The organism is Nonomuraea typhae (genome assembly GCF_009760925.1).
Lineage (GTDB): Bacteria > Actinomycetota > Actinomycetes > Streptosporangiales > Streptosporangiaceae > Nonomuraea > Nonomuraea typhae.
In genome coordinates this window covers 107,383-118,731 of the sequence record NZ_VRLV01000008.1, presented here as the reverse complement: position 1 = coordinate 118,731, position 11,349 = coordinate 107,383, and the positions used below count along the sequence as shown (strand labels likewise).

Below are 11,349 nucleotides of genomic sequence, written 5' to 3'. Positions count from 1 at the left end.
AACGTTCGGTAAGCCGCCTGCACCGATCTTCTGGGAGGCGAGATGGACATCAAGGAACTGGAAGCGTTCCTGACCGTCGCAGATGAACTCCACTTCGGCCGCGCCGCCAACCTCATGCACATCACCCGGGCCCGTGTGAGCCAGCTGATCCAGCGCTTCGAGCGGCGGATCGGGGGCGCGTTGTTCGACCGCACCAGCCGGCGGGTGGCGCTCACTCCGCTCGGCCGGCAGCTGTACGACGATCTGGCCCCCGCCTATCGCCAGATCAAGGACGGCATCGACTGCGCGATCGAGGTGGCCGGCACCTTCACCGGGCGCATTCGCGTGGGATATGTGGGCGTCGCCGCCGGGGTGACGCTGACGCAGGTGGTGAAGAGCTTCACCGACCGCTATCCGGGCAGCACCGTGTCCCTGCGGGAGATCCAGGTGGACGAGGTGTTCCGGCCGTTGCGCGAGCGCGGTGTGGAGGTGCTGCTGGGGCGCTTTCCCGTGCGGGAGAACGACCTGGTCGCCGGTCCGGTGATCCTGTCGCAGCCGGCCTACGTGGCGTTGTCGGCCCGCCATCCGCTGGCCGGCCGGGAGACGGTCTCATTGGACGAGCTGGCGGACGAGTCGTTCCTGGTCACGGCCGACACCCCGGGCTATCTGACCGACCGTCACGTGCCGCCGCTGACGCCCGGCGGGGCGGTCCTGCGCAGGGTGCCGCAGAGCACGACCTTCCTGCACGGCCTGGTGCAGATCGCGAACGGCGAGGCCGTCGCCCTGGTGGGGGAGGAGGTCCTGACGTACTACGTCCGGGCCGATGTGGCGTATGTGCGGGTTCCGGATGCGCCGCCCCACGAGTTCGGGCTGATGTGGCGGACCGCGGAGGACGGCGTGCTGCTGCGCGCGTTCGCCGATGTGGCGGTCCAGGCCGGCCAGGGCCTGCCGTGGTCGGTACGGCGGAGCCGGGATTGAGCGGACATACGAAAAGCGCCGAGAGCGGGGCGGGGCCATCGGCGCTTGACTGAACGGTGTCTACCTCAGGAGGAGGTACGCTACGACGGCGATGATCGCGAGCACGACCACGCCCGCGATGATCGGGAGGGCGGCCGAGCGCTTGGGCTTGGCCTCGTGCTCGTTCTGCTGGGCGAACGCGCGGAACTGCTGCGTATTGCCGGCCGGATCGATGTGCTGGTCTGACATGCCCAGCACTTTAGCCGCAACGAGTGGGCTGTTTGCACCTTTTGCCAGGACTGGTAGGGCTGCCCCTGATGCGAGGACCACCCCGCCGGGCGGATAGCTTGGAAGCATGCTCCGGACCCTGCTCTCCCCGCGCCTCATCGGGCTGCACCTGCTGACGATCGGGGTCCTCGTCGCCTTCATCCTCCTCGGCCGCTGGCAACTCGGCATCTTCCAGGACTCCGGCAAACCGCACGCCGCCACCGACCCGGCCCCCGTGTCCGTCGCCACCCTGGCCAAGGTCGGCGCCGGATTCGAGAACGCCGCCGTCGGCAGGAAGGTCACCGCCGAAGGCGAATACGCGGCCGACCGGCAGCTCCTCGTCGCCGACCGCAAACCCAGCGTGGACACGCCCGGCGGCAACGTCGCCCGCGACCAGGGCTACTGGGTGCTGACCCCGCTCCGGCTCACCGACGGCACCCTCATGCCCGTCGTCAGGGGCTGGGTGGCCACGGCCGACGCCGCGGCCGCCGCCGTACCCACCGGAAAGGTGCAGGTGTCCGGACGGCTGCGCCCCCCGCAGGGCACCGACAGCGTGCAGCGGCGGGCCGAAGGACTGCCCGCCGGGCAGGTGCAGACCGTGTCCACCGGCGAACTGATCAACCTCTGGAAGGGTGAGCGGATCCGCAACGGCTTCGTCGTCGCCCAGCCGCCGTCCGGGGCCCTCACGCAGGTGAAGGTCTCCCCGCCCGTCGTCGGCGGCACCTTCACCTGGCGCAACCTGGCCTACGCCGCCAACTGGTGGATCTTCGCGGGGTTCGCCGTGTTCATGTGGTTCCACTTCGTGCGCGACGCCGTACGCGGTGGCCGGGAACGTGCCCGGCAATCCCCTGAGATGGTTCTGGAAAGTTAGGAAGACACGTGGAGTCCGCCCTCAAGCCCTTCCGGGTGCTCGCCTACATGGTGGGCGTCATGCTGCTCGTGCTCTGCGTCGGCATGGTGCTCAACTACGTGATCAAGGTCACCTGGTGGCCCGGCCTCGTGATCGCCCAGGTGCACGGATTCCTCTACATGGTCTACCTGCTGGCCGTCATGAACCTCGGCATGAAGGCACGCTGGAGCTGGCCGTACATGCTCGGCATCATGCTCGGCGGCACGGTGCCGTTCCTGTCCTTCTACGTCGAGCGCCGGGTGACCCAGCGCGTGCACGCGGAGCTGGCGAGGGCCTGACCGCGGCCCCCGCCCGGCTGCCCCTAGTGGCCGATGCCGCGCCTGCGGACCCGCTTGAGGCGCTGGCGCTGCGACTCGTCAAGCATGAACCAAGCGGCCACCGGGGCGCCGACGACGCCGAGGATGACCAGCAACGTGATCCATCCGGCGCCGAAGAAGATCAACGAGAGTAGGACGGCGGCACCCGCGCCGATGGCGTACTTCTTGACTGGCGACATCCTCAACTTCCTCCGAACGCGGAGCGCGCGCCCCGCCTCTCCCATATTGTGCGTCTCTCACTGAACGTCTGGGGATAGCCCCACGGTTCCTTTCACGATATGTCGTGTGCCGGTCAGCCCTGCGAGATGGCCAGGAACTCCTGCCGCAACGGACCTGGAGCCGGCCGCGCCGCCGGATCACCGGACAACAACGCATACAACACCGGAGCCAGCGCGCCCGCCCGCGTCAACGGCGCACCCGGCGCCGGAGGCAACCCCTCGACCGCCGCGAACAACGTCGCCCCCAGAGACCACAGGTCAGCCGCCGGGCCCGTGGCGCCTTCGGGAGCGGTGTAGGCCGAGATCCCGTTCGGCATCAGCGGGGGGACCAGGATCGCCTGGCCGGACGGGGAGAGCAGGATGTTGCCCGGGCGGATGTCGCCGTGGTGCTCGCCCCTGGCATGCAGGGCGACGAGCTGGTCGAGTACGGCCAGGCCGATCGCCGCCACCTGGACCGGCGCCAGGGGGCCGTTGTTGCCGATGACGTGCTCCAGCGGCCGATCCACCGGACCGGGCTCCGCGACCTGGACGGGAGGAGGCGTGGCATGCCTGCGTCCGCGCCTGCCCTGGGGCGGAGGGTAGGGGGTGGCTGCAGGCGGACCCGGGTACGGCGTGGGGCCGGCGGGGGGCGTCGGGTAGCCGTCGTCTGGCATGGGGGGCGCCGGGGCCGGGGGTACGGCGGTGCCGCCGGGCGGGGTCGGGTCCGTGGGGTAGGGGATGGCGGAGCCGCTGGGGGGCGTCTGGTCCACGGCCGGCTCGCCGGGCGTGGGGAAGGGTACGGCTGAGCCGCCGGGTGGCGTGTGGTCGTGCGGACGCGGGCTCATGGGCGGGGGTACGGCCGGCTCGGCGGGGTGAGGCGTGGCCTGGTGGCCAGGCGGGGGCGTGGCCGGGTTTCCGGGCAGGGGTGTGGCCGGGGTGCTCGGGAAGGCCATGGCCGGGTTGCTCGGGAAGGGCACGGCCGTGGCCGGATCGGCGGGAGCGGGCATGGCCGGGTGGCCTGCGAAGGGCGCTGCCGGGCCGCCGGGGTGGGGTGCGGCCGGGTACCCCGGGAACGCTTCGCTGGCCGGTGGAGCTGGGAAGGGCTGGCCAGGGGGAGCCGGGAAGGGCTGGCCAGGTGGGGCTGGGAAGGGCTGGCCGGGGGGAGCTGGGAAGGGCTGGGCCGGGGGAGTGTCGGCACCGGGTGAGGGGGTGGGCGTTTCACGGTGCCGGCCGAACATCTTGCGCAGCCCGGCACCGGCCGAACCCAGGAGCCCACGGGACTTGGCAGGAGCGGGGCCGGGCGCACCCGAGGTGTCCTCCGGTTGCCCGTATGTGTCCGAGGCCAGTGGCCCGGGCGTGCCCGGGGCGCCTTCCGGCGGTGCCTCGGGCGTCCACATGTGTGGCTGGTCTCCTGAGGTCGCCAGATCTGGAGGCGCGGCCGGGGCCACCGGTTCACCGATGACCGCTCCGGCGACCCCTTCGCCCATGCCCAGGCCGGTCGCAGGTTCACCCGGGCCCATGTCGAGGCCGGGCTCACCTGGGCCCACGTCGAAGCCGGGGTCGGCGCCCATGGCCGCGGGCTCGGCGCCGATCACCCCGGGCACAACTCCGTCGCCGGCGGCTCCCGGCGCAACCCACCCACTCGCGGCCCCGGGCGGCACCCAGCCGCCCGTGCCCACGCCTGGCAGCCTTCCGCCGGGGACACCGGGTCGTGTCTCCTCGCCTGCGGCAGTGGGTGCGTCCCAGGCGCCAGGTACGTCCGCGGAACCAGGTACGTCCGTACCGGGTGTGCCCGCGACGCCGGGTGTGCCCGCGGCACCGGGTACGTCCGCGGCATTGGGCGCTCCCGCGGCACCCGGCGAGCTCGCGGCGCCCATGTCCCCGGGTCCGCCCCCCGCCTCCGGCACGGGCTTTCCGGGCGCAGAGGCGCCCGGAGGCGGAGATGCCGGGTTCCGGGGGGTTCCGGGCAAAGGGTGGGTGGTGGTGATGGGGTGGTTGAGGGCGAGGCGGGTCAGGGTGGTGGTGATGGTGTCCAGGGATGGTGGGCCGGTGGGGTCGAGCATGGCGCGGATCAGGGCGCGCAGAGGTTCCGGGCCCTCGGCGGGGTTGGGGCCCGGCGGGCGGCCTTCGACGGCGAAGTGGAGGGTGGCGGCCAGTGACCACAGGTCGGCCGGTGGGAGGAGGCCGGAGTGGGGGAGGCCGAAGCCGGTCAGGACGGCGCGGCCGGTGGCCGTGAGGAGGACCTTGCCGGGATTGAGGTTGCCGTGGACGATTCCGGTGTTGTGGGCGGCGGCCAGCGCTTCGACGAGGCAGAGTCCGGCGCGGGCCGCCTGGAGTTCGGGGAGGGGCCGCTGGGTGGCGACGGTGCGCTCCAGGGAGGAGCCGGAGACGAACTCCGTCACCAGCCATGGGCCGTCGTCCTCTTCCACCAGGTCGAGGAGGGGGACGATGGAGGGGTGGCGGAGCCCCAGGGCGCGCCGGGCTTCGTCGGCCGGGAGCGTGCGGATGTCCCTGACGGCGACGTCGCGGTGCGCCACCTCGTCGAAGGCCAGCCGTACGCGGCCCTCGCCCAAGGGGTTCAGCAGCCGGTAGCGCCCGGCTAGCTTCATGCCTTCTCCATGTCGAAATGCACGATAGCGGGATATCTCCGGGCATAGCCATGCGCGGGGTGGGACATCCACGTGCCTACCCGGGATCGTGGCTGGTGAGGCGGGTTGGGGGGCCAACCTTCCGACGGGGTGCTAGCCGGTTGTGCCCGTCAGCCAGCGCTCGTGGGCTTCGGACAGCTTGCGCCACAACTTCTCCCGCTCTCGGGGGCTGACGTCCGTCATGGGAAGCCCGAAGACGTCGGCCAGCACGGCGAAGTAGTCGTCCTGCCCGGTGACGGTCATCCGGCTCTCGTGTTCGCCGATCCTGGACAGCACCAGCCCGCGCAACGTGTCCACGCCCGCCGCGTCACGCCGCTGAATGGTGGCTGTCCTGACAAATCCGGAATCGGGGGACGTGGACAGCTCATGATGCTTCTCGGTGAAGGCGGACATCTCTGCCGGGGCCGGGCCGAAGTCCATGCCCGCGAACGAGCCGCGCGGGTCGTGGTCCAGACGCCAGCCTCCGGGCGCCACCTCCGAGGGACGCAGGCCGTACTCGAAGGGGCCCTGGCGGTAGGTGCCCTCGACCAAGGGGAGCGGCTCGTGCAGGGCGTCGCCGAGCCCCAGGTCCACCAGCCAGTCGCCGTCGGGCAGCCGCACGGTCAGGACCAGGTGGTTGGCGGTGATGCCGGGAGCGCTGCCGCGGTTCTGGACGCCGCCCACGTGGCGGGTCACGTCGTAGCCGAGGGCGATGGCCAGGGCGGAGAAGGCGCCGTTGAGGTGGTAGCAGTAGCCGCCCCTGCCGCCGATGATGCGGGCGGCGGACTCTTCCGGATCCACGCTGGTGGGGCGGCCCAGCCAGATCTCCAGCGCTTCGTAGGCGACGCGTTCGACGTGGGCGGCGTGCAGCTCGCGGAGGTGGTCAGCGCTGGGCGGGACGTCCAGGAGATCGGGGCGGCCGATGCGGGCGAGATATGCGGCGACGTTCACGCGCACCAGTCTGCACGGGATGTCCACAAATTGCGGGGTGTCGTCTGCACAGTCCCCTTCTAGGCTTCGAGGCGTGAAAAGGGTTCTGGTAGTCGAAGACGACGAGACGATCGCCCGGGCGGTACGCGACCGGCTGGCCGCGGAGGGATTCGACGTCCAGGTGGCAGGGGACGGCGAGACCGCACTGGCGTCGTACGGCAGAGCCGAACCCGACCTGGTGATCCTCGACCGCCTGCTGCCCGGCCTGGACGGCCTGGAGGTGTGCCGCCGGATGCAGGCGGCGCGCCCCGTACCGGTGCTCATGCTGACCGCGCTCGCCGAGGAGACCGACGTGCTCGTGGGGCTGGGCGTCGGGGCGGACGACTACATCACCAAGCCGTTCAGCATGCGCGAGCTCGTGGCCAGGATCCACGCGCTGCTGCGCCGCGTGGAACGGGCCGGCCAGCTCGCGGCCGAGGACACCGTGATCCGCGTCGGCGAGGTGGAGATCGACACCGCCGCCCGCCGCGTCTTCGTCGGCGGCCAGGAGGCGCAGCTCACCAGGACCGAGTTCGACCTGCTGCGGCGGCTGGCCGAGCGGCCCGGGCAGGTGTTCGAGCGCGACCGGCTGCTGTCGGACGTGTGGGGCTTCTCGGAGGCGGCCGCCACCCGGACCGTGGACAGCCACGTACGGGCGCTGCGCCGCAAGCTCGGCCCGGACGTCGTGCGGACCGTGCACGGCGTCGGCTACGCCCTGGTGCGCCGATGAGGCCGCTCGACTTCCTGGGCCGCATCAAGGTCAAGCTGGGCCTGGTGATCGTGCTGGCCGTGGGCGTGGCCTTCGTGGTCAACGAGGTCGGCATCAACTCCGGGTTCTCCCGCGAGGTGCGCATCGCCGTCGCCGCCGTCCTCGCGCTGATCATGGTGCAGTGGCTGGCCAGAGGCATGACCAAGCCGCTGCGCGAGATGGCCTCGGCCGCCCAGACGGTCGCCAAGGGCCACTACACGCTCCGCGTCCGCGCCACCTCCCGGGACGAAGTGGGCGAGCTGGCCAGGGCGTTCAACGCGATGGCCGCCGACCTGGCCGAGGTGGACCGCCAGCGCCGCGAGCTGATCGCCAACGTGAGCCACGAGCTGCGCACCCCGATCACCGGGCTGCGGGCCGTACTCGAGAACGTCGTCGACGGCGTCTCCACCCCCGACCCCGTCACGATGAGCACCGCGCTCGCCCAGACCGAACGGCTCGGCCGCCTGGTCACCCAGCTCCTGGACCTGTCCCGCCTCGACTCCGGCGCGCGGCTCATCGAGCCGGAGGCGATCGAGCTGGCGCCGCTGTTCGAGCAGGCGGTGCGCGAGGCCGGGCTGGCCCGCGAGGACGTGCGGCTCGACCCCCGCGTCCACCCCGGTCTCGTGGTGCGCGCCGACCCCGACCTGCTGGCCCAGGTGCTGGCCAACCTGCTCGACAACGCGGTACGGCACAGCCCGCCGGGCGCCTTGGTCACCATCGCGGGCGAGGGGCAGGGCTCCGGGGTCCGCATCGTCGTGGCCGACCAGGGGCCGGGCATCCCGGCCGAGGCCAGGGCACGGGTCTTCGAACGCTTCTCCCGGCTGGACTCCGGCCGGGCGGCCGACGCCGGGGGCTCGGGGCTCGGGCTGGCCATCGTCAAGGAGATCGTCGAGCTCCACGGGGGCTCCATCCACATCGGCGACGGCACCGGGTGCCGGATGGTCGTCGACTTACCGGGGAGGACCACGATGGCGGAAACACCGGTGGAGACCGGACAGGAGACCTACCTGGAGGAACCGGCCCCACGGCCAGAGCCCGCACGAGTGGCAGAACCGGTGGCCACGCTGCAGACCGGCGCCGCGGGGCCGGAGGTAGCCGGTGTGGTGGCAGCCGGGTCGGAGGCGGCCGGTGTGGTGGCAGCCGGGGCGAGGACGGACGGGTCTGGGGTGGCTGGGGCCGTCCCGGCGGGTGCGGCTCCGGCGGGCTCTGTGCCGGCGGTGGCGTCCGATGCCGTGCCTGGATCCGCCGTCCCCGCCTCCGCCCCGGCGCTCGTGCCGGTGACCGCATCGGCCACCGTGCCGGAAGCCACCACCCCCGGCACGGCAGCCACCGGCACGGCAGCCACCGGCACGGCAGCCACCGGCACGGCAGCCACCGGCACGGCAGCCACCGGCACGGCAGCCTCCGGGCTGCCCGTCGCGGGCCGGACGCAACCACGGCCACCGGCCAACCAGCTGACCAGACTGCTCTGGGGCGTCTTCCTGGGCCTTCTGGCGGGCTTCCTGGTCGGCCTGTTCGGGGCCGTGGTCATGGGGGTGGCGTTCGGTGGTGTGGCGGCGCTGGTGACGCTGGTGCTGGCCACGGCTTCGGGCGGCGCCGTGGGGGCCGTCATCGCCGCCGACACGGCGGGGCGGCAGCCGTACAAGAACGTGCCCGCGCGCCCGCCGGGGCCGGGCAACCAGCCGCCGAACCAGCCCCCCTACCAGCCGCCGCCGCTGCTTCCGCGCCCCGAGCTGCCCGAGACGCCGCGCTGGCTGCTGCCCGCGGCGGCGGGGGCGGGGGTGTTCGCCGCGGTCGCGCTGCCGGACGCGCGGCCGGGGCTCGGGCTGGTGCTGGTCGCGCTGGTGGTGGGCGCGGCGGCGCTGCCCGCGGTGCTGCGGCGGGCGACGCCGTGGACGCTGGCGTTCGGCGTGGCCGGGTACTGGCTGATGTCGAGCGCGGTCACCCGTGACGCAGACTGGCTGGTGTTCGTGCTGGTGACGGCTGGGGCGGGGCTGATCGCGCTGGCGGTGTCCGGCGCGGGCACCGGGTGGCTGGGCGTGATCAGGGGCGGCATCTCGGTGCTGCTGGCCCTGGGGCCGGTGCCGTGGTTGCTGGCCGGGCCGCTCAAGGGGCTGGCGTCCCGGCGGCGGGTCATGCCGACGCTGGTCGGCGTGGGCATCGCGGGGGTGCTGGTGGCGGTGTTCGGGTTGTTGTTCGCCTCGGCGGACCGCGTTTTCGCCGGATACCTGGAGCAGTTGACCGCGACCCCCGACTGGATGGAGTCGATCCCGGCGCGCCTGGTGCTGTTCGTGGTGTTCGGGGCGTTGCTGTCGGCGCTGGTGCTGGTGGCGTTGCGGCCGGTGCGTGACCCGGTGGGGCCGGGCGCCAAGTTCAAGGTCGCCACGTCGGTCTGGCTCGTGCCGCTGACCGCGCTGAACCTGCTGTTCGGCGCGTTCGTGGCGGTGCAGATCAGGTTCCTGTTCGGCGGGGCGGCGACGGTGCGCAACACGGCCGGGCTGACGTACGCGGAGTACGCCAGGGAGGGGTTCTTCCAGCTCGTGCTGGTCAGCATGATCGTGCTGGGCATCGTGGCGGTGGCCGGCGGCGTGCTGCGCACCGGGCGGCGGGAGCGGTGGGTGCTGGCGGGGCAGCTCGGCGTGTTGTGCGCGCTGACGCTGGTGATCCTGGCCTCGGCGCTGCACCGCATGGACCTCTACACCGAGGTGTACGGGCTGTCGCGGCTGCGGATCACGGTGCAGGCGACGGTGTGGTGGCTGGGCGCGGTGTTCGCGCTGGTGCTGCTGGCCGGGGCGCTCCGGCTGGCGGGACGCGGCCCGGGCTGGTTGCCGCGGACGGTCGTGCTGGTCACGGCCCTGGGCATGGGCGCCTTCGCCGTGGTCAACCCGGATCTGCGGGTGGCCGAGACGCAGGTGGCGGTGCGCGGGGTGGCGGAGATGGACTCCGAGTACATGGGCGACCTGGGCGCCGAGGCGGTCCCCGCGCTGGACCGGCTGCCGGAGCCCCAGCGCAGTTGCGTGCTGCGGGACGTGGTGAAGGGCAACGGCCTGGACGCCCCCGACCCGTGGAACGGCTGGAACCTGGCCAGGTCACAGGCGCGCGAGGTGCTGGCCAGGCATCCGATCAGCACCTCCGCGAGCTGTGCGCAGGTGAGCAGGGGCGACTAGGGCACCCAGTGGTTGCCGGAGACGACGATCATCGACTGGAGTTGCACGGTGGCCGCGAAGTAGTCCTTCTTGCCGAACTCCCGTGCGGTGAGGTAGGTCCACAGCTTGTCCAGCCACTCCTGCCCGCCGGGCCGGACCAGCGCGGCCACCGCGAACGGCGCGACGAACGCCGGCTCGGGTCCCTCCTCCAGCGGCTTGCCGCTCAGGGTGTAACCGGCGGCGATCTTCTCGGGCGAGCCGGTCCTTTCGATCCAGGCGCTCATCTTGCGGGCGGCGGCGACGGAGGCGGGGTCGCCGCTGGTCACCGCGTCGGCGCCGATGCGCCACGGGTCGCGCAGGGCGTTCCAGTTGTAGTCGCCGTCGTGCTCGCTCTCCAGCACCTCGCCCTTGACCGGCTTGCCGTCCTTCACGAAGTCGGGCAGCAGGCCGGTCTCGCCGGGGATCGCGGCGATGAGCTTCTGGTGCGCCTGCCGGATCGCCGCCCATTCGGGGTCGATCTTCTCGAAGGCGCGGAAGTGGCCGATCATCCAGTCGGAGGTCCGCGAGACCGTGGCCAGCGGCTCGTCCTGGGTGGCCCAGTCGCCCAGTTTCATCAGCTTGGTCTCGGGGTGGACCTCCGACTCCTTGATCGCGGCGATCCGCTCGGCCGCCTTGTCCCGGTAGTCGCCGCCCCACTGCCGGCCGGCCATGAGCAGGCCGTAGGCCACGTCGAGGTCGCCGTCGGTGGCCGAGTCGGAGCCGTTGACGCTCTTGCAGTTCTTGTCCTGCTCGGCGGCGAGCAGGAGCGGGTTGTTCACCGAAGGGTGCGCTTCGACATATTTCAGGATGTCGTCAAAGAGCGGCCGATCGCCCATCGTCGCCGCGATGACCAGCCCGTACCCCTGGGCCTCACCCACGTACGGATGGTCGGCGTCGGGCGAGATCACCTGCCGCGACCCGCACTTCGCGGTGACGAAAGCCGCCTTCCACTTCGCGTAGAAGTCGCGCACCTGCCCGTCCGCATCGCCCTTCGGGCGCAGAACCCCCTGTGTGTACGGCAGGCGGTGGCTGCCGAACGGCACCCCGATCTCCGCCGCCTTCTTCTGAGGAGGCGGCGGGGCGGCGGCCTGCCCCGAGCAGCCGGCGGCGAGCAGCGCGGCCACGGTGATGGCGGTCAGACGGCGCACAGGTGTCCCTTCTTTGAAGTCGCCCGACGGTATGAGAACGGCACT

The 11,349-nt window shown here is 72.3% G+C and carries 10 protein-coding genes; 5 read left to right on the top strand and 5 right to left on the bottom strand.

Annotation, left to right across the window (positions count from 1 at the left end):
• Positions 1 to 42: 42 nt before the first annotated feature.
• Positions 43 to 957, top strand: a complete 915-nt coding sequence (locus tag FVE25_RS29250; RefSeq protein WP_157250314.1) for a LysR family transcriptional regulator — start codon at positions 43 to 45, stop codon at positions 955 to 957.
• Positions 958 to 1,017: 60 nt separating this feature from the next.
• Here the strand turns inward: FVE25_RS29250 and FVE25_RS53985 are convergent, their stop codons facing one another.
• A complete protein-coding gene (locus FVE25_RS53985; protein WP_181019750.1) occupies positions 1,018 to 1,185 on the bottom strand; it encodes a hypothetical protein in 168 nt (55 codons plus the stop codon).
• A gap of 106 nt (positions 1,186 to 1,291) precedes the next feature.
• Here FVE25_RS53985 and FVE25_RS29245 point away from each other — a divergent pair, with 106 nt between their 5' ends.
• Together FVE25_RS29245 and FVE25_RS29240 are read left to right on the top strand one after the other, a co-directional pair.
• The gene (locus FVE25_RS29245; protein ID WP_181019749.1) at positions 1,292 to 2,074 is read left to right on the top strand and encodes an SURF1 family protein; all 783 of its coding nucleotides are present in this window, start codon (positions 1,292 to 1,294) and stop codon (positions 2,072 to 2,074) included.
• Positions 2,075 to 2,082: 8 nt separating this feature from the next.
• Positions 2,083 to 2,391, top strand: coding sequence for a DUF3817 domain-containing protein (locus FVE25_RS29240; protein WP_157250313.1), 309 nt, complete (start codon positions 2,083 to 2,085; stop codon positions 2,389 to 2,391).
• 23 nt (positions 2,392 to 2,414) lie between these two features.
• On the opposite strand, the gene FVE25_RS29235 is transcribed toward FVE25_RS29240, so the two are convergent.
• The 3 genes from FVE25_RS29235 to FVE25_RS29225 all read right to left on the bottom strand — a co-directional run bounded on the left by FVE25_RS29235 (position 2,415) and on the right by FVE25_RS29225 (position 6,205).
• The gene (locus tag FVE25_RS29235) at positions 2,415 to 2,609 is read right to left on the bottom strand and encodes a hypothetical protein (RefSeq protein WP_157250312.1); all 195 of its coding nucleotides are present in this window, start codon (positions 2,607 to 2,609) and stop codon (positions 2,415 to 2,417) included.
• A 113-nt stretch (positions 2,610 to 2,722) separates the two neighbouring features.
• Entirely contained in the window at positions 2,723 to 5,236 is a 2,514-nt protein-coding gene (locus FVE25_RS56440) for a protein kinase domain-containing protein (protein ID WP_157250311.1), read from the bottom strand.
• Between the two features lie 132 nt (positions 5,237 to 5,368).
• Positions 5,369 to 6,205, bottom strand: coding sequence for an arylamine N-acetyltransferase family protein (locus FVE25_RS29225; protein ID WP_219825697.1), 837 nt, complete (start codon positions 6,203 to 6,205; stop codon positions 5,369 to 5,371).
• Positions 6,206 to 6,278: 73 nt separating this feature from the next.
• Here FVE25_RS29225 and FVE25_RS29220 point away from each other — a divergent pair, with 73 nt between their 5' ends.
• Both FVE25_RS29220 and FVE25_RS29215 read left to right on the top strand, forming a co-directional pair.
• A complete protein-coding gene (locus FVE25_RS29220; RefSeq protein ID WP_246267612.1) occupies positions 6,279 to 6,953 on the top strand; it encodes a response regulator transcription factor in 675 nt (224 codons plus the stop codon).
• Entirely contained in the window at positions 6,950 to 10,138 is a 3,189-nt protein-coding gene (locus tag FVE25_RS29215) for a DUF4153 domain-containing protein (RefSeq protein ID WP_157250309.1), read from the top strand. Before FVE25_RS29220 ends, FVE25_RS29215 begins: the two co-directional genes overlap by 4 nt.
• Here FVE25_RS29215 and FVE25_RS29210 read toward each other — a convergent pair.
• Positions 10,135 to 11,304 (bottom strand): family 8 glycosyl hydrolase, encoded by a 1,170-nt coding sequence (locus FVE25_RS29210; RefSeq protein ID WP_246267609.1) that lies wholly within the window; start codon positions 11,302 to 11,304, stop codon positions 10,135 to 10,137. The two genes, FVE25_RS29215 and FVE25_RS29210, sit on opposite strands and share 4 nt — an antisense overlap.
• Positions 11,305 to 11,349 lie beyond the last annotated feature (45 nt).

Coding starts and splice junctions, on each gene's coding strand:
- FVE25_RS29250 (WP_157250314.1), top strand. CDS start 43: ATGGACATCAAGGAACTGGAAGCGTTCCTGACCGTCGCAGATGAACTC.
- FVE25_RS53985 (WP_181019750.1), bottom strand. CDS start 1,185: ATGTCAGACCAGCACATCGATCCGGCCGGCAATACGCAGCAGTTCCGC.
- FVE25_RS29245 (WP_181019749.1), top strand. CDS start 1,292: ATGCTCCGGACCCTGCTCTCCCCGCGCCTCATCGGGCTGCACCTGCTG.
- FVE25_RS29235 (WP_157250312.1), bottom strand. CDS start 2,609: ATGTCGCCAGTCAAGAAGTACGCCATCGGCGCGGGTGCCGCCGTCCTA.
- FVE25_RS56440 (WP_157250311.1), bottom strand. CDS start 5,236: ATGAAGCTAGCCGGGCGCTACCGGCTGCTGAACCCCTTGGGCGAGGGC.
- FVE25_RS29215 (WP_157250309.1), top strand. CDS start 6,950: ATGAGGCCGCTCGACTTCCTGGGCCGCATCAAGGTCAAGCTGGGCCTG.